General features: G+C 61.3%; 18 protein-coding genes. 8 read left to right on the top strand and 10 right to left on the bottom strand.

The window, feature by feature from the left end; all coding sequences use genetic code 11:
* Window positions 1–27: 27 nt before the first annotated feature.
* The 3 genes from AAHE99_RS13525 to AAHE99_RS13515 are packed head-to-tail and all read right to left on the bottom strand — an operon-like array spanning window position 28 to window position 4144.
* Window positions 28–1449 carry an efflux transporter outer membrane subunit gene (locus AAHE99_RS13525; protein ID WP_342117868.1) on the bottom strand — a complete coding sequence of 474 codons (1422 nt, stop codon included), beginning with the start codon at window positions 1447–1449 and terminating at the stop codon, window positions 28–30.
* Between the two features lie 14 nt (window positions 1450–1463).
* Window positions 1464–3038: a DHA2 family efflux MFS transporter permease subunit gene (locus tag AAHE99_RS13520; protein ID WP_342117867.1), complete on the bottom strand. Its 1575-nt coding sequence runs from the start codon at window positions 3036–3038 to the stop codon at window positions 1464–1466.
* Window positions 3035–4144 (bottom strand): HlyD family secretion protein, encoded by a 1110-nt coding sequence (locus AAHE99_RS13515; protein WP_342117866.1) that lies wholly within the window; start codon window positions 4142–4144, stop codon window positions 3035–3037. Before AAHE99_RS13515 ends, AAHE99_RS13520 begins: the two co-directional genes overlap by 4 nt.
* Before the next feature lie 150 nt (window positions 4145–4294).
* Here AAHE99_RS13515 and AAHE99_RS13510 point away from each other — a divergent pair, with 150 nt between their 5' ends.
* From AAHE99_RS13510 to AAHE99_RS13495, 4 genes are all read left to right on the top strand, one after another.
* Entirely contained in the window at window positions 4295–4939 is a 645-nt protein-coding gene (locus AAHE99_RS13510) for a TetR/AcrR family transcriptional regulator (RefSeq protein WP_342117865.1), read from the top strand.
* A gap of 97 nt (window positions 4940–5036) precedes the next feature.
* Entirely contained in the window at window positions 5037–5219 is a 183-nt protein-coding gene (locus AAHE99_RS13505) for a hypothetical protein (RefSeq protein WP_342117864.1), read from the top strand.
* A gap of 97 nt (window positions 5220–5316) precedes the next feature.
* Window positions 5317–5634 carry a DUF3144 domain-containing protein gene (locus tag AAHE99_RS13500; protein ID WP_342117863.1) on the top strand — a complete coding sequence of 106 codons (318 nt, stop codon included), beginning with the start codon at window positions 5317–5319 and terminating at the stop codon, window positions 5632–5634.
* 108 nt (window positions 5635–5742) lie between these two features.
* Window positions 5743–6471 (top strand): transposase, encoded by a 729-nt coding sequence (locus AAHE99_RS13495; RefSeq protein WP_342117862.1) that lies wholly within the window; start codon window positions 5743–5745, stop codon window positions 6469–6471.
* Window positions 6472–6527: 56 nt separating this feature from the next.
* Here AAHE99_RS13495 and lpdA read toward each other — a convergent pair whose 3' ends face one another.
* The 3 genes from lpdA to aceE are packed head-to-tail and all read right to left on the bottom strand — an operon-like array spanning window position 6528 to window position 12681.
* Window positions 6528–8297, bottom strand: coding sequence for a dihydrolipoyl dehydrogenase (gene lpdA / locus AAHE99_RS13490; protein WP_342117861.1), 1770 nt, complete (start codon window positions 8295–8297; stop codon window positions 6528–6530).
* A 10-nt stretch (window positions 8298–8307) separates the two neighbouring features.
* A complete protein-coding gene (aceF, locus tag AAHE99_RS13485; RefSeq protein ID WP_342117860.1) occupies window positions 8308–9963 on the bottom strand; it encodes a dihydrolipoyllysine-residue acetyltransferase in 1656 nt (551 codons plus the stop codon).
* A 21-nt stretch (window positions 9964–9984) separates the two neighbouring features.
* Window positions 9985–12681, bottom strand: a complete 2697-nt coding sequence (aceE, locus tag AAHE99_RS13480; protein ID WP_342117859.1) for a pyruvate dehydrogenase (acetyl-transferring), homodimeric type — start codon at window positions 12679–12681, stop codon at window positions 9985–9987.
* Between the two features lie 244 nt (window positions 12682–12925).
* Between aceE and AAHE99_RS13475 the strand changes: the two genes are divergently transcribed.
* Window positions 12926–13132, top strand: a complete 207-nt coding sequence (locus tag AAHE99_RS13475; protein ID WP_342117858.1) for a hypothetical protein — start codon at window positions 12926–12928, stop codon at window positions 13130–13132.
* Between the two features lie 75 nt (window positions 13133–13207).
* Here the strand turns inward: AAHE99_RS13475 and AAHE99_RS13470 are convergent, their stop codons facing one another.
* Window positions 13208–14110, bottom strand: coding sequence for a hypothetical protein (locus AAHE99_RS13470; RefSeq protein ID WP_342117857.1), 903 nt, complete (start codon window positions 14108–14110; stop codon window positions 13208–13210).
* A 19-nt stretch (window positions 14111–14129) separates the two neighbouring features.
* Between AAHE99_RS13470 and AAHE99_RS13465 the strand changes: the two genes are divergently transcribed.
* Window positions 14130–14957, top strand: coding sequence for a DUF2071 domain-containing protein (locus tag AAHE99_RS13465; protein ID WP_342117856.1), 828 nt, complete (start codon window positions 14130–14132; stop codon window positions 14955–14957).
* Between the two features lie 4 nt (window positions 14958–14961).
* On the opposite strand, the gene AAHE99_RS13460 is transcribed toward AAHE99_RS13465, so the two are convergent.
* The 3 genes from AAHE99_RS13460 to AAHE99_RS13450 form a co-directional block, all read right to left on the bottom strand.
* Window positions 14962–15366 carry an STY0301 family protein gene (locus tag AAHE99_RS13460; protein WP_342117855.1) on the bottom strand — a complete coding sequence of 135 codons (405 nt, stop codon included), beginning with the start codon at window positions 15364–15366 and terminating at the stop codon, window positions 14962–14964.
* Window positions 15367–15372: 6 nt separating this feature from the next.
* Window positions 15373–15762 carry a BPSL0067 family protein gene (locus AAHE99_RS13455; RefSeq protein WP_342117854.1) on the bottom strand — a complete coding sequence of 130 codons (390 nt, stop codon included), beginning with the start codon at window positions 15760–15762 and terminating at the stop codon, window positions 15373–15375.
* Window positions 15763–15846: 84 nt separating this feature from the next.
* Window positions 15847–16593, bottom strand: coding sequence for an AAA family ATPase (locus AAHE99_RS13450; RefSeq protein WP_342117853.1), 747 nt, complete (start codon window positions 16591–16593; stop codon window positions 15847–15849).
* Window positions 16594–16681: 88 nt separating this feature from the next.
* On the opposite strand from AAHE99_RS13450, the gene folD reads away from it, so the two are divergent.
* Together folD and AAHE99_RS13440 are read left to right on the top strand one after the other, a co-directional pair.
* Window positions 16682–17527: a bifunctional methylenetetrahydrofolate dehydrogenase/methenyltetrahydrofolate cyclohydrolase FolD gene (gene folD, locus AAHE99_RS13445; RefSeq protein WP_342117852.1), complete on the top strand. Its 846-nt coding sequence runs from the start codon at window positions 16682–16684 to the stop codon at window positions 17525–17527.
* Between the two features lie 118 nt (window positions 17528–17645).
* Entirely contained in the window at window positions 17646–19718 is a 2073-nt protein-coding gene (locus AAHE99_RS13440) for a M3 family metallopeptidase (protein WP_342117851.1), read from the top strand.
* Window positions 19719–19721: the final 3 nt, after the last annotated feature.

The following is a 19721-nucleotide window of genomic DNA, read 5'->3' as shown; positions in this document are numbered from 1 at the left end:
TGGTGGGACACGGGCTGAGCCGTGGACTTACTGGGCTTGCCAGCCGCCGCCGAGGGCGCGGGCGACGCTGACTGTTGCCAGCAGGCGCTGGGTGTTGATTTGGGCGGCGGCACGGTCGGCGGCCAGGGCGCTGCGCTGGGCGTCCGTCACATCGAGGTAGGTGCTGATGCCGCGCTCGTAGCGGGCGCGGGCGACGTCGTAGGCGCGGGTGGCGGCCTGGCGGGAGGTCAGTTGCACCTTGCTTTGCTGCGTGCGCTGCTGGACGTCGGACAGGGCGTCTTCCACTTCGCGCAGTGCGGTCAGCAGGCGGCCTTCGTGGTTGGCGACGGCTTCTTCGTAGCGGGCTTTGGCGGCAGTCAGGTTGGACTGGTTGCGGCCACCGTCAAAGATTGGCAGCGACAGGGCCAGCGGGCCGAAACTGAATACGCGCGAGCCGCCTTTGCTGATGTCGCCCAGGCTTTCGGAGGCGTAGCCGAAATTGCCGGTCAGGCTGACCGATGGGTAGAAAGCGCCTTCCGCCACGCCGACGTTGGCATTGCTTGCGCGAAGCGTGGCGACGCTGGCTGCCAGGTCGGGACGGTGCGACAGCAACTGTGCAGGCAGGCCAGCCGGAATCACCGGCGGCGCCGGCAGTTCCGCGACACCGGCAGCAGGCAATTGCATGCTCGAAGGCGAGGCACCGACCAGAACCGCCAACGCGTGTTCCAGCGTATTGCGCTGGCGTTGCACTTCTTCCAGGTCGGCTTCGGCATTGGCGCGTTCGATGCGGGCGCGCGAGGTGTCCAGCTCATTCGACAAGCCGGCGTTGAAGCGGGCGTTCACCAGTTCTTCGGTTTCCTTGCGGGTCGCCAGGGCGCCGCGCAGGATTGCCATCTCGGCATCCAGCCCGCGCAGCTGCCAGTAGGTTGTGGCGATCTGCGAAGACAACAGCAGCAGCACGCCGTCGCGGTCATGACGCGCAGCCAGTGCTTGCGCATCGGCCGATTCAACAGCACGGCGCACGCGGCCGAACAGGTCCAGCTCGTACGAGAAGCCCGCCGCGACCGAGTAGTTATTACCGTGGATGGAGCGGTGACCCAGCGCGATACCCTGCGATGTATTGGCCGAAGTGCGCGAGTTCGACACACCGGTACTGACCGTCACGTTAGGCAGCTGGTTGGCACGCACCAGACCCAGTTGCGCTTCGGCCTGGAACAGGCGCTGCGCCGCCGCCTTCACGGTCGGGCTGTCGCGCAAGGCCTGGTGCTCAAGCCGGTTCAGCGTGTCATCGCCGAACACGGTCCACCACTGCGCTGGCAGTTGCGCTTCAGCGCTCGCGGCGCCGGGGGCGGCGTGGCGGAAGGCTTGCTCCTTCGCCTCGGCCGGCGCTTTGAAGTCGCTGCCCACGGTGCCGCAACCAGCCAGTACGGCCGCTGCGCTTACTGCCATTGCAATCATCTTGATGTTCATATTCGTTCTCTCTTTCAGTGCGCACCAGCGCCGCCGCCCGAAGGCGATTTCACTTTGTCGGACAGCCACAGAATCAGGATGCAGGACAGCAGGATGCCGCCCACAATCAGGAAGCCGTCGTTGTAAGCCATCACATACGATTCGCGCCGCACGATGCTGTCCACCGCTTTCAGCGCCTTGTCCGATGCGGTGAGCGGGTCGAAGCCCTTGCTGATAAAGTTCTGCGTCATCTGGTCCAGCCGCAGCTGGGTCGCGGCGGAGAAGCTGTTCACCGCTTCGCCCAGGCGGGCCGAGTGATAGTGTTCACGCTGCGTCAGCTGGGTCGCCAGCAGGGCGATGCCGATCGAGCCGCCCAGGTTGCGGATCATGTTGAACAGGCTGGAAGCGGAAGGCGTATCCTTCGGCGCAATGCCGTTCATGGCGAAGTTCGACAGCGTCAGCATCACAAACGGCTGGCCCATTGCGCGCACCACCTGCGACAGCAGCAGCTGGTCGTAGCCGGTGGTCGCATCCATATAACCGTTCATGATGCAGGACACGCCAAACAAGCCCAGGCCGATCGAGCACAGGATGCGGTTATCGATCTTCATCGACAGCTTGGCCGCAAACGGCATGATGAACAGCTGCGGCAGGCCAGCCCACATGATCACTTCACCAATCTGCATCGGCGAATAGCCGGCGATCTGGCCCAGGTACAGCGGCAGCAAGAAGGACGAGCCGTACAGGCCCATGCCCATCACCGCTGCCAGCGCGGAAGCGACCAGGAAATTACGCTGCGCAAACAATCCCAGGTTGACGAAAGGCTGCGGGCGCATCGCGCTTGTCACCACCCATCCCAGCAAACCCACCAGCGCCAAACCGGCGAAGGCGATGATGAAGCCGGACTCGAACCAGTCCTTGCTATTGCCCTCTTCCAGGAAAATGGTCAGGCAGCCCAGGCCCAGCGCCATGAAAGCGATGCCCAGCCAGTCGGCGTTCAGCAGTTCCTTCAGCTTGCGCTCATCCGGATCGAGGCCGTACGCCACGCCGGCAATCAGCAGCAGGCCCGGCACCCAGTTGATATAGAAGATCGACGGCCAGCCATACAGCTCGCTCAGGTAGCCGCCCAGGGTCGGGCCCATGGATGGCGCCAGTGTCGCAGTCAGGCCGAAGATCGCCATGCCGATCGCGCGCTTGGAGGCAGGCAGCTTGGCCATCACCAGCGTCATCGCCATCGGGATCAGCGCGCCGCCGGTAAAGCCCTGCATCATGCGGAACAGGATCATGCTTTCCAGGTTCCAGGCCGCGCCGCACAAGGTGGAGAACAGCAGGAACAGGCCGGTGGTACCCATCATGTAGCCGCGCATGCCGAAGGTGCGCGTCAGCAGCGCCGTCAGCGGGATTACGATGATCTCGGCCACCAGGTAGGCGGTCGAAATCCAGGAGCCCTCTTCCTGCGTGGCGTTCAGCGCGCCGAGGATGTCGCGCAGCGAGGAGTTGGTGATCTGGATGTCCAGCACCGCCATGAAGGCGCCCAGCATGCCCGCCGCCACTGCGATCCAGGTGCGGCCGGATACCGGACCTTCCGGCACCATCATCGGGGCGCTCATTTTGCTTTGGCGGAGATGCTGACTTCAGCGATAGCAGACATGCCCGGCACCAGGCGGCCGTCCAGGGCCTTCAAGTCTTCCGGCTTGAAGGTGATCTTGACCGGCACGCGCTGCACGATCTTGGTGAAGTTGCCGGTGGCGTTATCGGCCGGCAGCAGCGCGAACTGCGCGCCGGAGGCTGGCGAGAAGGAGTCCACGCGGCCTACCAGTTCCTTGCCCGGCAGCGCATCGATGGTCAGGTTCACTTCCTGGCCCACGCGCATATCGGCGAGCTGGGTTTCCTTGAAGTTGGCGGTGACCCAGACGTTTTCCTGCACCAGCGCCACCAGCTGCTGGCCGGGCTGCACGCGCTGGCCTACTTCCAGATTGCGCTTGCCGACGCGGCCATCGACCGGCGCGACGATGCGGTTATATGCGACTTGCTGCTGCGCGTCCTTCAACTGCACCTGCAGCACCTTGACTTGCGCCTTCAGCACTTCACGCGAGGCGGTTGCTGCGCCGATCTGCGCCTTGGCGGCGACGGCGCTGTCCTTGCGCGCGGCCACATCGGCGGTGGCGCTGGCGCGGGCCGCGTTGGCGGCATCCAGTTCGGCTTTCGATACGGCCTTCATCTGGCTGGTGTACAGCTGGCCGTAACGCTCCGCATCCTGCGACGCGCGCACCAGGTTGGCCTGCGATTGCGCCACTTGCGCAGCGGCGGCGCTGGCCTGGGCGTTGACTTGCGCGACTTGCGCGTCGGCCTGCAGGATCTGCTGCTGCACGCTGGCGATCTGCGCCTGGATCTGCTCCACCTTCACCTGCTGGTCGAAGGGGTCCAATTCGGCGATCACGTCACCCGCCTTCACCAGCTGGTTATCGTCCACCAGAACCTTGGTCACCACGCCGGCAATGCGCGCCGACACCGGATGCACGTGGCCGGCCACATAGGCATTCTCGGTTTCCACGTAGTGATGGCTGCGGTACCACATGCGGCCGCCGGCGGCCAGGGCGGCCAGGGCAATCAGGCCGGCGATCACCAGCACACGACGGTTAGGGGGCGTGGCGGCCGGTGCAGCTTCTGGCACGGCGCTGAGCACTTTTTGTTCGGCTTGGTTGTGCTGGGACATGGAGGTAACTCCCTAGAAATGAAATGAGTTCATTGCATTATTCTTCAACTACTGAACAAAGTCAAGAAATGAAACGATTGCATTTCATTTTGAATTGGAATAAAGTGACCGTATCTGATAGCCTTCGGGCATTACGTACGGTTTTCAATCATGTCTGTCGAACAACTCCCTGAGCCAGTCAAAGCCGGCCGCCCCAAGGCCGCCGAGGCCGAAGCGCGCCTGAATGACCTGATGGATACGGCCGGCCGCCTGATCCTGGAAAAGGGTTACAGCAAGGTCAGCCTGGAAGCCATCGCCCGCGAAGCACGGGTGGCCGTGCGCACCATCTACGTGAAATTCGGCGGCAAGGCCGGCCTGCTCAAGGCCATCCTGCTGCGCTACCGCGCCAACACCTTCGACCCGCTCACGCTGGACGCGCCGAACCGCCCTATCCGCGACACCCTGCTGGAATTCGGCCTGCGCTTCCACAGCATGGTCAGCACGCCTGCTGCCACCGCCCTGTACCAGATCGTGGTGGCCGAAGCCCACGCCAACCCGGACCTGGCGGAAGCCTTCTGGGATGCCGGCCCGCGCCAGACGCGCGAGCAACTGGCGCGCTACTTCGCGCGCCCTGAAATCAGCGCGCAATTCGAGACCGACGCGCCGCCGGACCGGCTGGCGATCTACTTCACCAACTGCCTGATGGGCGACCAGCTGCGCCGCTTCCTGTTTGAATCGCGCTGCGGCGTCGCCACCACTCCGCAAGAGATCGAGCAAGGCATTGACCTGTTCCTGCGCGGCGTCATGAAGCGCTAAGCGTGCGCGGCAGCGTATGTGCGGCAGCGCACCGAGTGCCGCTGGCTAGCTGCCGGATACTGACCTCCTCAGAACCAAAATGAATGTGGGAGGACGTATGAGCAAGGTCGATCGGCTCGAATGGAGCAGGAAAATCGCCACGATCAACGAGCGCATTAAGGGATTCCAGGAAAACCCCAATCCGGAACACCTGGAAGCCGCGATCAATGAACTCAAGGCCTATGCGGAAGCCGCCAGCAGCGGCGGGATCGAGATCCCGGAGCGCTTCATAGCGAGCTAACAACAACAAACCGGGCCGCCAGCCCGGTTTTTTATTGCGGCAAAGCGCCGCATATGTCACGATGCCCACCCCTAATTACATTTTTTGGTAGTAGAACATGAGCGACCAACAGCAAAACCAGCAGCAAGAAGACGACAAGAAGTTCTTCGAATACACCGACACCTTCATCGACCTGGCCAACAAGCACGAATCGAGCAACCAAGGCGCCCCGCAACTGGTCGGCGCCAGCCTGATGTTCGCCGCCGCCCGCTACAACGCCTTCCTGGTCGCCCGCACCCACGAAGAGAAAGCCGGCTTCGAGTCCAAGAAAGAAGAAGCAATCGCCTACTTCAGCGAACAGTTCACCAAAATGCTGACCGACAACTGGGCCGACTACTGCAACTACTTCGACCAGTACCGTAACAACCAGAAATAATTGTCCGCTTTGGGGTCAGGAACGAATTAGGACATTTTTTTCCTGGTCCCAAGTAGTGAGTCTGATTTAGATCAATTCGCAGCATTATCACGGTGCTATCGTCGCTCAATGAGCCGACCACTACGCACCCAATTCCCAGGCGCCCTGTACCACGTCACTGCACGCGGCAATCGCAAGGCACTGATATTCCTCGACGATTTGGATTACCTCAACTGGCTCAGCCTGATGGCGCGCGCGGCTGAGCGATTCGGATTCATCTGTCATGCTTATTGCCAGATGCCGAACCATTTCCACCTCTTGCTGCAAACCCCTGTCACCAACTTGTCGGAACTAATGCACTTCCTCAATTGCGTATATTCGCTGCAGTTCAACGTTCGGCATGGCTTGACGGGGCATGTGTTCCAAGGGCGCTTTCACTCCGTTTTGCTGGAGCGGGATGAACATTTTCTAGAACTGACGCGTTACATCACACTGAACCCAGTGCGTGCGGGACTGGTAGAGAGCGCAGCCGAATGGCGATGGAGTAATTACCGCGCGACGGCGGGACTTGTGGCGCCACCAGAATGGCTGGAAACGGAAACCACGCTTGATCGCTTCCAAGGAGCGACAGGCGAAGAACGAATCTCCCGCTACCGCGACTTTGTAGCGGCTGGGGTTGGCGTGCCGGATCCGCTGACGCCACCGTCACTGCCTTCGACATGGGGCAAACAAGCCACGCAAGCTGCGATCGCAGAAGCGCTGCGCGCGGGCCACTACAGCCCCGCGCAAATTGCCGAGCATTTCAAAGTGTCGACCAGGACCGTACAAAGAATTCGCGCAGCCGAAGCTGCGCGATAATCAAACGAAATTTTTGTCCACTTTTGTTCCTGACCCCAGGATGGACAAAAGTTGCTTTAGCGTTTGCGTGGGGGCGGGAGGTCGGTGCAGACGCCTTCGTAGGCTTCGGCGGCCATGCCGATCGATTCGCCCAGCGTTGGGTGCGGGTGGATCGTCTTGCCGATGTCGATGCCGTCGGCGCCCATTTCGATTGCCAAGGCGATCTCGCCAATCATGTCGCCGGCGTGGGTGCCGACGATCGTGCCGCCGATAATGCGGTGGGTCTCTGCGTCGAACAGCAGCTTGGTGAAGCCTTCGTCACGGCCGTTCGCAACGGCGCGTCCGCTGGCGGCCCATGGGAAGTGGCCTTTCTCGACCTTGATGCCCTTGGCTTTCGCTTCGTCTTCGGTGATGCCGGCCCATGCCACTTCCGGATCGGTGTAGGCAACCGATGGAATGATCTTGGCGTCGAAGTGGGCTTTCTCGCCATGGGCTGCTTCGGCGGCTACGTGCGCTTCGTGCACGGCTTTGTGCGCGAGCATCGGTTGGCCGACGATGTCGCCGATGGCGAAGATGTGCGGGACATTCGTGCGCATCTGGCTGTCGACATTGATGAAGCCGCGGTCGGTGACGATCACGCCAGCTTTGTCGGCGGCGAGCTTCTTGCCGTTCGGGCTGCGGCCGACTGCTACCAGGACCATGTCGTAGATCTGTGGCTCTGGTGCGGTGGCGCCGGCTTCGGCGGCTTCGAAGGTGACCTTGATCCCTTCCGGCAGCGCTTCCACGCCGACGGTCTTGGTCTTGGTCATGATGCGGTCGAAGCGCTTTTCGTTGTACTTCTGCCAGACCTTGACGGCTTCGCGGTCGGCGCCTTGCATCAGGCCGTCCATCATTTCGACCACGTCGATGCGTGCGCCGAAAGTGCTGTACACGGTGGCCATTTCCAGGCCGATGATGCCGCCGCCGATCACCAGCATCTTCTTCGGCATGAAGCGCAGTTCGAGCGCGCCGGTCGAGTCGACGATGCGGTTGTCTTCAGGGACGAATGGCAGCTTCACCACGCTGGAACCAGCGGCGATGATGGCTTGCTTGAACTGGACTACTTTCTTGCTGCCGTCTGCTGCGGTGACTTCGATGTGGTTCGGGCTGAGGAACTGGCCTACACCCTGCACTACATTCACCTTGCGCATCTTGGCCATGCCGGACAGGCCGGTGGTCATCTTCTTGATGACGCCTTCCTTGTAGCTGCTCACCTGGTCGATGTCGATCGTCGGCTTGGCGAAGGTGACGCCGTTCTTGGCCATGTGGCTGGTCTCGTCCACCACAGCTGCCAGGTGCAGCAGGGCTTTCGATGGGATGCAGCCGACGTTCAGGCAGACGCCGCCGAGGGTCGAGTATTTCTCGATCAGGACGGTGTTCATGCCCAGGTCTGCGGAGCGGAACGCGGCGGAGTAGCCGCCAGGACCGCCACCCAGGACCATCATGTCGCAGGTGATGTCGACCTGGCCGGCGTAGCCGCCGGCAGCCGGCGCGACCGCTGGAGCGGCCGGCGCAGCGGCGGGCGCTGGGGCGGCAGCCGGTGCGGCTGCGGCAGGTGCCGGGGCAGCAGCGCCAGCGCCCTCTTCCAGCATCAGCAGCGCGGAGCCTTCATTGACCTTGTCGCCGACCTTGATCTTGAGTTCCTTGATCACGCCCGCGTGGGTCGATGGAATTTCCATCGAGGCTTTGTCGGATTCGACGGTGGCCAGCGACTGGTCGACCTTGACGGTGTCGCCAATCTTGACCAGCAGTTCGATCACTTCAACATCCTTGAAGTCGCCGATGTTCGGTACTTTAACTTCGATCATCGCGGCCTCCTTACAGCAGGATCTTGCGCATATCGGCCAGCACTTCGGCCAGGTATGCAGCGAAGCGTGCGCCGGACGCGCCGTCGACCACGCGGTGGTCGTAGGACAGCGACAGCGGCAGCATCAGGCGCGGCACGAACTGCTTGCCGTCCCATACTGGCTTCATGGAGGACTTGGACAGGCCGAGGATCGCCACTTCCGGTGCGTTCACGATCGGGGTGAAGGCAGTACCGCCAATGCCACCCAGCGAGGAGATGGTGAAGCAGGCGCCCTGCATGTCGGTAGGCTTCAGCTTGCCTTCGCGTGCGGCCAGGGACAGTTCGCCCATTTCCTTGGCGATCTGGGTCACGGACTTCTGGTCGGCGTTCTTCACAACCGGCACCACCAGGCCTTGCGGGGTGTCGGCGGCGAAGCCGATGTTGTAGTACTTCTTCAGGATCAGGTTCTCGCCCTTCTCGTCCAGCGACGAATTGAAGGTCGGGAACTTCTTCAGCGCGGTCACGGAGGCCTTGATCACGAACGCCAGCATGGTGAGCTTGACGGCGTCCTTGTTCTTGGCGTTGGCGTTGTTGCTGTCGACGCGGAACTGCTCCAGGTCGGTGATGTCGGCATCTTCGAACTGCGTGACGTGCGGGATCATCACCCAGTTGCGGTGCAGGTTCGGGCCGGAGATCTTCTTGATGCGCGGCAGCGGGGACAGTTCGGTTTCGCCGAACTTGCTGAAGTCCAGCGATGGCCATGGCAGCAGGTTCAGGCCTGCACCGCCGCCAGCGGCTGCTGGTGCGGCGTTCGGCGCGGCTGCGGCGCCGGACATGATGCCCTTCACGTAGTTCTGCACGTCCAGCTGGGTCACGCGGCCTTTCGGGCCGGTGCCGCCGACGCGGGTCACATCCACGCCGAGTTCGCGGGCGAACTTGCGGACGGATGGGGAGGCGTGGGCCAGCTTGCCGTTCACGGCAGGGGCAGCTGGCGCGGACGATGCTGCAGGCGCTGCGGCAGCAGCACTTGCGACCGGCGCGGCAACAGGCGCTGCGGCCGGGGCGGCTGGAGCGGCGCTCGCCGCATGCGGCTCGCCGCCGCCGACGGCGTCGACGATCAGCACCAGCGAGCCTTCAGCGACCTTGTCGCCGACCTTGACCTTCAGTTCTTTCACCACGCCGGCGTGCGACGATGGGATTTCCATGGAGGCTTTGTCGGATTCGACGGTGATCAGGGACTGATCCTTGGCGACGGTGTCGCCAACCTTGACCAGCAGCTCGATCACTTCCACTTCCTTGAAATCGCCGATGTCCGGCACTTTTACTTCGACCGGGCCGGCGGAGGCTGCGGCCGGCGCAGGCGCGGCGGCAGCGGCTGGCGCGGCGGCGGCCGGAGCGGCTGCAGGAGCAGCGGCGGCCGGGGCGGCAGCGGGCGCGGAGGCGGCAGCGCCGTCGGCTTCAACGATCAGCAGCAGCGAACCCTCAGCGACCTTGTCGCCGACCTTCACTTTGATTTCCTTGATGACGCCAGCCTGCGACGATGGAATCTCCATCGACGCCTTGTCCGATTCAACGGTCACCAGCGACTGGTCGACCTTGATCGTGTCGCCCACCTTGACCATCAGCTCGATGACTTCAACTTCCTTGAAGTCGCCGATATCCGGGACTTTCACTTCAACCATGCTCATAGTGTTTGCTCCGTCTTCTAATTATTGGGTCACCGGATTTGGCTTGTTCGGGTCGATGCCGTACTTCTTGATGGCGTCTTCCACCACCGACATTGCGATCTTGCCTTCGTCCGCCAGGGAACGCAGGGCAGCCACGGTGATGTAGTAGCGGTTCACCTCGAAGAACTCACGCAGCTTGGCGCGGCTGTCGGAACGGCCGAAGCCGTCGGTGCCCAGCACCTTGTAGGTGCGGCCGGCTGGCATGTATGGACGGATCTGGTCGGCAAATGCACGCATGTAGTCGGTGGTTGCGATGATCGGGCCGGTGGTGTCCTTCAGCAGGCCGGTCACGTAAGGCACGCGCTGTTCCTTGGTCGGGTTGACCATGTTCCAGCGTTCGCAGTCGATACCGTCGCGCGCCACCAGGGTCAGCGAAGGAGCGGACCACACGTCGGCAGCGATGTTCCAGTCGTTCTTCAGCAGGTCTGCGGCGAAGATGGATTCGCGCAGGATGGTGCCCGAGCCGATCAGCTGCACGCGCTGTTTGGCGGCTTTATCGCCTTCCTGCAGCAGGTACATGCCCTTCAGGATGCCCTCTTCCTGGCCAGGTTTCAGGCCTGGGTGGGCATAGTTCTCGTTCATGATGGTGATGTAGTAGAACACGTCTTCCTGCTCACCCACCATGCGGCGCAGGCCGTCCTGCACGATCACAGCCAGTTCGTGGCTGAAGGTCGGGTCGTACGGTACGCAGTTCGGGATGGTTGCCGCGATCACGTGGCTGTGGCCATCTTCGTGCTGCAGGCCTTCGCCGTTCAGGGTGGTACGGCCGGCGGTGCCGCCCATCAGGAAGCCGCGTGCACGCATATCGCCCGCCGCCCATGCCAGGTCGCCAACGCGCTGCAGGCCGAACATCGAGTAGTAGGTGAAGAACGGGATCATCACGCGATTGTTGGTCGAGTACGAGGTCGCCGCAGCGATCCACGAGCTCATACCACCGGCTTCGTTGATACCCTCTTGCAGGATCTGGCCGGCCTTGTCTTCGCGGTAGTACATCACCTGGTCTTTGTCGACCGGCTCGTACAACTGGCCTTGCTGGTTGAAGATACCGATCTGACGGAACAGGCCTTCCATACCGAAGGTACGGGACTCGTCAACCAGGATTGGAACGATACGCTGGCCCAGCGACTGGTCGCGCAGCAGCGCGGTGATGATACGTACGAAGGCCTGGGTGGTCGAAATTTCGCGGCCTTCCGGGGTCGCGTCGGTCACGGCCTTGAAAGCGTCCAGGCCTGGCACTACCAGCTGTTCGTCGGCCTTCATGCGGCGCGATGGCAGGTAGCCGCCCAGTGCCTTGCGGCGCTCGTGCAGGTACTTGATTTCCGGCGCGTCATCGGATGGCTTGAAGAACGGGATGTCTTTCAGCTTGTCGTCCGGGATCGGGATGTTGAAGCGGTCGCGCATTTCGCGGATAGCCTCGTCGTCCAGCTTCTTGGTCTGGTGCGCGGTGTTGCGCGCTTCGCCGGACTTGCCCATGCCGAAGCCCTTGACGGTCTTCACCAGCAGCACGGTTGGCTTGCCGACGGATTCGTTGGCCTGCTTGAATGCGGCGTAGATCTTGTGCGGATCATGGCCGCCGCGGGTCAGGCGCCAGATGTCGTCGTCCGACATATTGGCCACCATTTCCAGCAGCTTTGGATGCTTGCCGAAGAAGTGCTTACGTACGTAGGCGCCGTCTTTGGCCTTGTAGTTCTGGTACTCGCCGTCCACGGTTTCCATCATTACGCGCTGCAGGATGCCGTCCTTGTCCTGTGCCAGCAGGTTGTCCCAACCCGGGCCCCAGATGACCTTGATGACGTTCCAGCCGGCGCCGCGGAAGTCCGCTTCCAGCTCTTGAATGATCTTGCCGTTGCCGCGCACCGGACCGTCCAGGCGCTGCAGGTTACAGTTGACGACGATGTTCAGGTTGTCCAGCTGTTCGCGGGCAGCCATGCCGATCGCGCCCATCGATTCCGGTTCGTCCATCTCGCCGTCGCCGCAGAAGGCCCAGACCTTACGGCCTTCGGTGTTGGCGATGCCGCGTGCGTGCAGGTACTTCAGGAAGCGTGCCTGGTAGATCGCCATCAGCGGGCCCAGGCCCATCGACACGGTCGGGAACTGCCAGAAGTCCGGCATCAGTTTCGGGTGCGGGTAGGAGGACAGGCCCTTGCCGTCCACTTCGCGGCGGAAGTTCAGCAGCTGTTCTTCGGTCAGGCGGCCTTCCAGGAAGGCGCGCGCGTAGACGCCAGGGGACGAGTGGCCCTGGATGTACAGCAGGTCGCCGCCGTGGGTTTCGCTCTCGGCTTTCCAGAAGTGGTTGAAGCCGATGCCCAGCATGTTCGCCAGCGAGGCGAAGGAGGACAGGTGGCCGCCCAGGTCGCCGTCGGCGCGGTTGGCCTTCACGACCATCGCCATGGCGTTCCAGCGCATCCACGAGCGCAGGCGCTCTTCGTATTCCAGGTTGCCCGGGCAGTGCACTTCCTTGTGCGCAGGAATGGTGTTGACGTAGGCGGTGTTGGCGGAGAACGGGATATCGGCGCCACGACGACGGGCCAGGTCAACCAGGCGCTCCATCAGGTAGTGGGCACGTTCAGGGCCTTCGGCCTCCAGGACGGCTTCCAGCGCCTCCAGCCATTCTTTGGTTTCCTGTGCATCAGGATCGTTGGCGGTTTGTGCCGTGACCTGGTCAAGTTGAGCTGACATGTAACTAGTCTCCTATCTGTTGAAGGCGCCCCACCCTTTTATGTCTCCGGACGGTGCAGGTGATGATTTACTAATACTTTGGCTAATTCTGAAGGATTCTATCAGCGAATTCTTTGTTTTTCAAATTGCGGAAAAACATTCCATATTATGAAATTTGAAGAGGATTGACTCTAATCAACTGCACTGCTGGGCTTGGTTGACCCCCAAATCGAGCGGCCTACGCTCAAGGTTCGGAGGTGCCATCATGAAAATCACGAATTTGAATGTAGATCTACCAACTGAATTGGCTGATTTTTTGTTCGAGCAAGCTGCTCGCGAGCACATTTCACCCGGCAAATTGCTATCTCGGGCAATACGGCTTGAAGAGTTTGTTGTCAAACACGAAAGAGCGAATCACAAACTATTGATTGAAACTCCGGGCCCCAAGTTCCTGCTCGTCACAAAGCGCTAGCAAGCAAGATGACGCTCAGAAACCGCATCCGACACCGCTATTACGGGACTAAATCGCGCGACGGGGAGTAGCGGCTTACTTGGCGGGGCAGAAGCCGTGTCGCGGGTTGAAGGGGTCGAGCCAGAGGTCTTTGCGGGCCAGCATGGCCTGGTCGATGTCGGGATTCGGCAGCTCGATGCGGCGGCGGTTGCATAGTTTGGCGCGCTGCAGGAAAGTGCGGTGGTGTTCAAGCACGAAGCGCTCCAGCGTGCCGTCTTTCAGCAGCATTTCCATGCCGGTCTGAATGCGCTTATGCAGGCGCGGATTACGCGGCGAGACAAAAAACAGCGACGGAATATTATCGTGCAGGACGATGCTATCTTCGATCGCCAGATGCAGGAAAGCCGCGCGGCGCTGGTCGAACTCCTGGAAGATCTCATTGACCCCACGTGGGAAGTAGTCGAAACGCCCCGCCATCAGCATGTCGAACAGGCCGGCGTAATTGCTGCCAGTGACGTAGCGGAAGCCATTCCCCTGCAGCGAAGCGCGCGTGACCCAGGCCGTACCGACACCGGCCACTAACTCCTTCAGGCCATCCGGCAGCGCGAGCGACCGCATGCGCTTCTGCTTTCCGGCGTCGATCAGCGCGATGCGCCAGCTTTGCAAGCCCATATCTGTCGGCACCGGAACCGACAACAGCGACCTAAGCCACTTGGCATCGGCCGGATAGGCGGTGACGTTGACCAGCCTCCCTTCTTTCAGCGCCGCCAGCAGGCGTGGCCGCTCCATATGGGCGTCGGCATATTCGATCGAATAAGCACCGAAAGTTGGAACCGTGCGCTCCATCACTTTCATGAGCAGCGCCTTTGAGTACTCGCGGCGGAAGTCCGCCGGCGAAGCGGCGCGGTCGAAAATGACGGCGTCCACCGCCTGCGCATTGAACGCAAGGCACGCCAGCGCCAGCGTAGCCAGGCGCGCTATTGTCCCTTTTATAGTCATCCTCTTATCATAGCGCGATATGACCAACGATTACATTCATCCAAAAGAAGGTCTGGCAGGCCGTCTGCTCGCCAAACTTGCCAATTCCCGGCGCATCGCCGCCACCCGCCGCGCAATCCTTTCGCGCCTGCCGTTCATGACGTTGGAAAGCGATGTGCGCGATGTGGTTTACCTGACCTGGATGGTCGATGCGGCCACGGCGCAGGCCATGGTGCCGCCCGGCCTCAAGCTGTGGCAGCGCAACGGCCTGACGCCATTCAGCATACTGACCTACCGCCACGGCGGCTTTGGGCCTACCCTCGCCGGCCCGGCGCGCAAGCTGCTGCCTTCGCCCTTGCAAAGCAACTGGCGCCTCTACCTGGAAGAACCAGGCAAGGTCTATTTCGTACGTAACGTCATGGATAGCGCGCTGCACGCACTGGGGACTCGGATGTTCAGCGATATCCTGCCGACGCATTTGCCGGCGCGCTTCTCGCACGAGCATGACGGCGCCCGCTACACCACCATCATCGAGCCTGGCGCCGGCAGCGCACCGCAGCTAGCGGCAGAGGCCAGCGTCACGACGGAGCGCACGTTGCCGCCGGCGCTGGCGCAGGCTTTCGACAGCTGGGACGAGGCGGTCGCCTTCCTCGCCTGCCAGCATGAGGCCATGATCAAAATTCCGGCACTGGGCCGCATGGCGGTGTCGGAAATCAGCCTGCCGATTCCGCTCGATGAAGTCTTGCCTCTAGCACCAGGACGGGTCGACTGCCCGATGATCGGCCCGCGCGCCGGCTCACCGTTCTGCTTCGCCGTACCGAGCGTGCACTTCAAGGTGCTTTCCGAGCAGGTTGAAATACCCTTATAGCAACTTAGGTACAGACTATTTTCAATGGCAGCTTATGGCTATAAGAGACAGTGCATTCTGTCGGTTCACCATCGACTTTTTTCGATAGTGTGACCTGTCCACCTTTGCCATATGCGCATCGCAGCCAAACTTCGTCGCCATCAAACTTCCACCGCTCGAACTCCAGGCCTCTTTTTTTACTTATTTGAATCGGCACAAGTTCGATCATCAACTCCGGCGCGCCGCCGGTGAAGGCCGCTGAATGCAGCACTAACTTGCTTCGATTAAACAGGAGCCATCCCGGCAAAGTAGCTGCGCTTTGCATCGATCCAGCCTCAATCGAAGCGGGACAATAAAGTACTTGCTCCCTAGCTTCCAGCCCTTCTGACCACACCAACGAAGCGATGGCGAAAGCGACCGATTTTTTCATGACAGCTCACCTTTCAATTACCGAAAATGCATCGGCATTATTGCTAGGGTCTTTGTAACTACCGTCAGCATTCTTACCTTTCGATTTTATGAACCTTTGGCCAACTTCGATCTTATCTTTGCTCTTCCATTGATCGATGACATAGATTCCACCTAGTGCTTCCCGGACAAAAAATGCCGCGTGATTGCCATGCGGTCGGCTTAGGTATCGCCCATGGACAAAAGTTGCGATTGCTGTCCCCTCCTTTAACGTGCTGTTCCCAACAACTGCAGCGCCCTCTCTCCATCCAACCGTTGTTCCGACATTTACGTACTTCTTCACCAGTTCAACACAATGCCCGTTGCCGACGACCTTTTTTCCAGCCAGTTTGGTCGCCTCGCTGTAAACGTAAGCCATGAAATCCTCCATACAGAATAGTGTGGAGTTCACTATTGCATCAGCGTTGAAATGCCGTATTGATCGCCGACAAGGCTATCTCCCTTAGAGCTTCAAAAGCTCCTTGAGCATGCGGCGCGGGCTGGACATGAAGTCGTGCATGACCTGGTAATGCTCGGTGTCTTCGTATGCACGCTGCACGATGCCAGTCGGGGTGCAGACGTAGATCGAGGCTTCGGGATAGGCCATCAGGATCGGCGAGTGGGTAGCGATTACGAATTGCGAGCCAGCCTGCACCAGCTGGTCGAGGCGCCGCAAGGCGGCCAGCTGGCGTTGCGGCGAGAGCGCGGCCTCCGGTTCGTCAAGGATGTACAGGCCGTTACCGCCGAAGCGCTTTTCGAGCAGCGCCATGAAGGACTCGCCGTGCGATTGATCGTGCAAATAGCGCCCGCCGTAGGAATCGATGACGGGCGGACCGCCGGGACCCTGGTCAAGCTTTTCGATCTCGGTGGCGACATTGAAAAAGCTTTCGGCACGCAGGAAATAGCCGTCGCGCGGCTTGCGCACGCCGCGCGCCACCCGCAGGTATTCGTGCAGGCATGAATGCGACTCGCGCGTGCCGAAATTGAAACTCTTGCTGCCGCCTTCCGCATTAAACCCCAACGACACAGCCAGCGCCTCCAGCAAAGTCGACTTGCCCGAGCCGTTTTCGCCGACGATGAACGTCACCGCCGGGTCAAATTCCAGCTTGCCGAGATGGCGCACGGCGGGCAGGCAGAAGGGGTAGGCCGAGAAGTCAGGCGACTTGTCCAGGCGCAGCTGGATGTCGAGCAGATACTGGTAAGAGATCATTTGTTATCGATATTACAATCGCACGGACAGCGGGGCAAGCCGTCACCCTTTATAATGGCGACTTTCCATCCCACCAATCCAAGTAACCATGTCTGCACAACTGATCGACGGAGTAGCGCTCTCCCAAAAACTGCGCGCCGAAATCGCTTCCCGCGCCGCCGCACTGACCGCCAAGGGCAAACAGCCTGGCCTGGCTGTGATCCTGGTCGGCGACGACCCGGCCAGCCACGTCTACGTCCGCAACAAGGTCAAGGCCTGCGAAGATTCCGGCATCCGTTCCGTCAAAGAGCAATACCCGGCAGACATGACCGAAGCCGCCCTGCTGGAGCGCATCGCCACCCTGAATGCCGATCCATCGATCCACGGCATCCTGGTGCAAATGCCGCTGCCTAAGCATATCGACCCGCACAAGGTGATCGAAGCCATCGCCACTTCGAAAGACGTGGACGGCTACTCGGTACTGAGCGCCGGCGAACTGATGACCGGCCTGGAAGGCTTCCTGCCATGCACTCCGTACGGCTGCATGAAGCTGATTGAATCGACCGGCGTCAACCTGAAGGGCAAGCACGCTGTCGTGATCGGCCGTTCCAACACCGTCGGCAAGCCAATGGGCCTGCTGCTCTTGCAAGCCAATGCAACCGTCACCATCTGCCATAGCGGAACTGCGGACCTGGGCTACCACACCCGCCAGGCGGATATCGTGGTGGCTGCAACTGGCCGCCGCAATACCCTGACTGCTGATATGGTGAAGCCGGGCGCCATCGTAATCGACGTAGGTATCAACCGCGACGAAAACGGTAAGCTGTGCGGCGACGTGGACTTTGCGGGTATTAAGGAAGTGGCTTCGCATATTACCCCTGTGCCGGGTGGTGTGGGGCCGATGACCATTACCATGCTGTTGATGAACACTATTGAATCGGCGGAACGCGCTTAAAACCGGTAAACCTGGGTCTGACCCAAGGGTCAGACCCGATTGGCGGCCGTCGCGTAGCGGGTCTGACGGGGACGCCGAGTCCCTTGGGTCAGACCCAGATTTCAGGTTTGGAGAAAAAATGACCGACAACCCATTGCTGGACTTTAGCGGCTTGCCGCGCTTCGATGCGATCAAGCCGGAACACGTCACCCCTGCCATCGAGCAGCTGCTGGAGCAGAACCGCGCGGCGGTAGCCCAGCTGGAAGCCCCGGGGGGCGAGGTTAGCTGGGACAACTTCGTCACCCCGCTGGAAAACTCCACCGAGCTGCTGGGCCGGGCCTGGGGGATCGTCAGTCACCTGAACAACGTGGTGGATACGCCCGAGCTGCGCGCCACCTACAACGAGAACCTGCCGAAAGTGACCGAATTCTGGACCGCCCTGGCCCAGAACGAAGCACTGTTCGCCAAATACAAAGCCCTGCGCGCCAGCGCGGAATTCGCCACCCTGTCGCCGGCGCGCCAGCGCATCATCGACAACGCGATCCGCGACTTCCGCATGGGCGGCGCCGAACTACCGGCCGATAAGAAGGAACGCTTCGCCGCCATCCAGGAAGAACACGCCGCCACCAGCACCCGCTTCAGCGAGAACGTGCTGGACGCGACCAACGACTGGAAACTGCTGGTGGAAGACGAAGCCGAGCTGCGCGGCCTGCCGGACGATTCCAAGGCCGCCGCCAAGGCGCTGGCCGAGAAGGAAGGCAAGCAAGGCTGGATGTTCACCCTGCATTTCCCTTCCTACTACCCGATCCTGCAGTTCGCCGACAACCGCGCGCTGCGCGAAAAGGTCTACCGTGCCAACGCCACCAAGGCGTCGGAGCTGGGCGAAGCGTTCAGCAAGCGCGAAGACTGGGACAACACCGCCAACATCGCCACCCTGCTGAAACTGCGAGCCGAAGAAGCCAACCTGCTCGGCTACAAGAACTTCGCCGAAGTTTCGCTGGTGCCGAAAATGGCCAAGTCGCCGGAACAGGTCATCGAATTCCTGGAAGACCTGGCCAAGCGCGCCCGCCCGTTCGCGGAGAAGGACCTGGCCGAGCTGCAAGCCTATGCCAGCAAGGAACTGGGCATCAACGACCTGCAGTCATGGGACCTGCCTTACGCTTCCGAAAAGCTGCAGCAGCACCTGTATTCTTTCTCGGCGCAGGAAGTGAAGCAGTACTTCCCCGAGCACAAAGTTGTCGACGGCCTGTTCAAGCTGGTGCAAACCCTGTTCGGCGTGACCATCAAGCCAGATAGCGCGCCGGTATGGCACAAGGACGTGCGCTTCTACTGCATCGAGCGCGACGGCGTGCTGGTAGGCCAGTTCTACCTTGACCTGTACGCCCGCGAAGGCAAGAGCGGCGGCGCCTGGATGGACGATGCGCGCGGCCGCCGCCTGAAGAACGGCAAGTTGCAAACCCCGGTCGCCTACCTGACCTGCAACTTCACCGAACCGCTGGTGGTGGACGGCGTGCCGCAGCCATCGCTGTTCACCCACGATGAAGTGATCACCCTGTTCCACGAATTCGGCCACGGCCTGCACCACATGCTGACCCAGGTGGAAGAGCTGGCGGTATCCGGCATTTCCGGCGTGGAGTGGGATGCGGTGGAACTGCCGTCGCAATTCATGGAAAACTTCTGCTGGGAGTGGGATGTGCTAAGCCACATGAGCGCCCACGTGAAGAGCGGCCTGCCGCTGCCGCGCGCCCTGTACGACCGCATGCTGGCGGCCAAGAACTTCCAGTCCGGCCTGCAGACCCTGCGCCAGGTGGAATTCGCCCTGCTCGACATGCTGCTGCATTACGACTTCCAGCCGGGCGGCGCCAAAGCCGTGCAGGACGTGATCGACGAGGTGCGCCGCAAGTTCGCGGTCATCATCCCGCCCGCCTTCAACCGCTTCCAGCACTCGTTCGGCCATATTTTTGCCGGCGGCTACGCGGCAGGCTACTATAGCTATAAGTGGGCGGAAGTGCTGTCCGCCGACGCCTACGCGGCCTTCGAGGAAGCGGCGGCGCTGGGCGGCGGCAAGCTATCCACCGACACCGGCAAACGCTTCCAGCAGGAGATCCTGGCCGTCGGCGGCTCGCGCCCTGCCCTGGAATCGTTCACCGCCTTCCGCGGCCGTGAGCCGACTATCGACGCACTGCTGCGCCACAGCGGCATGGCGGCATAACAG

This window comes from Pseudoduganella sp. OTU4001, assembly GCF_038440195.1.
GTDB lineage: Bacteria > Pseudomonadota > Gammaproteobacteria > Burkholderiales > Burkholderiaceae_D > Rugamonas.
This window is presented reverse-complemented; position numbering and strand designations above follow the sequence as displayed.

What these genes read in the sequence shown, in the direction of transcription:
- AAHE99_RS13525 (WP_342117868.1), bottom strand. Translation starts at nt 1,449, where the DNA reads ATGAACATCAAGATGATTGCAATGGCAGTAAGCGCAGCGGCCGTACTG.
- AAHE99_RS13520 (WP_342117867.1), bottom strand. Translation starts at nt 3,038, where the DNA reads ATGAGCGCCCCGATGATGGTGCCGGAAGGTCCGGTATCCGGCCGCACC.
- AAHE99_RS13515 (WP_342117866.1), bottom strand. Translation starts at nt 4,144, where the DNA reads ATGTCCCAGCACAACCAAGCCGAACAAAAAGTGCTCAGCGCCGTGCCA.
- AAHE99_RS13510 (WP_342117865.1), top strand. Translation starts at nt 4,295, where the DNA reads ATGTCTGTCGAACAACTCCCTGAGCCAGTCAAAGCCGGCCGCCCCAAG.
- AAHE99_RS13505 (WP_342117864.1), top strand. Translation starts at nt 5,037, where the DNA reads ATGAGCAAGGTCGATCGGCTCGAATGGAGCAGGAAAATCGCCACGATC.
- AAHE99_RS13500 (WP_342117863.1), top strand. Translation starts at nt 5,317, where the DNA reads ATGAGCGACCAACAGCAAAACCAGCAGCAAGAAGACGACAAGAAGTTC.
- AAHE99_RS13495 (WP_342117862.1), top strand. Translation starts at nt 5,743, where the DNA reads ATGAGCCGACCACTACGCACCCAATTCCCAGGCGCCCTGTACCACGTC.
- lpdA (WP_342117861.1), bottom strand. Translation starts at nt 8,297, where the DNA reads ATGATCGAAGTTAAAGTACCGAACATCGGCGACTTCAAGGATGTTGAA.
- aceF (WP_342117860.1), bottom strand. Translation starts at nt 9,963, where the DNA reads ATGAGCATGGTTGAAGTGAAAGTCCCGGATATCGGCGACTTCAAGGAA.
- aceE (WP_342117859.1), bottom strand. Translation starts at nt 12,681, where the DNA reads ATGTCAGCTCAACTTGACCAGGTCACGGCACAAACCGCCAACGATCCT.
- AAHE99_RS13475 (WP_342117858.1), top strand. Translation starts at nt 12,926, where the DNA reads ATGAAAATCACGAATTTGAATGTAGATCTACCAACTGAATTGGCTGAT.
- AAHE99_RS13470 (WP_342117857.1), bottom strand. Translation starts at nt 14,110, where the DNA reads ATGACTATAAAAGGGACAATAGCGCGCCTGGCTACGCTGGCGCTGGCG.
- AAHE99_RS13465 (WP_342117856.1), top strand. Translation starts at nt 14,130, where the DNA reads ATGACCAACGATTACATTCATCCAAAAGAAGGTCTGGCAGGCCGTCTG.
- AAHE99_RS13460 (WP_342117855.1), bottom strand. Translation starts at nt 15,366, where the DNA reads ATGAAAAAATCGGTCGCTTTCGCCATCGCTTCGTTGGTGTGGTCAGAA.
- AAHE99_RS13455 (WP_342117854.1), bottom strand. Translation starts at nt 15,762, where the DNA reads ATGGCTTACGTTTACAGCGAGGCGACCAAACTGGCTGGAAAAAAGGTC.
- AAHE99_RS13450 (WP_342117853.1), bottom strand. Translation starts at nt 16,593, where the DNA reads ATGATCTCTTACCAGTATCTGCTCGACATCCAGCTGCGCCTGGACAAG.
- folD (WP_342117852.1), top strand. Translation starts at nt 16,682, where the DNA reads ATGTCTGCACAACTGATCGACGGAGTAGCGCTCTCCCAAAAACTGCGC.
- AAHE99_RS13440 (WP_342117851.1), top strand. Translation starts at nt 17,646, where the DNA reads ATGACCGACAACCCATTGCTGGACTTTAGCGGCTTGCCGCGCTTCGAT.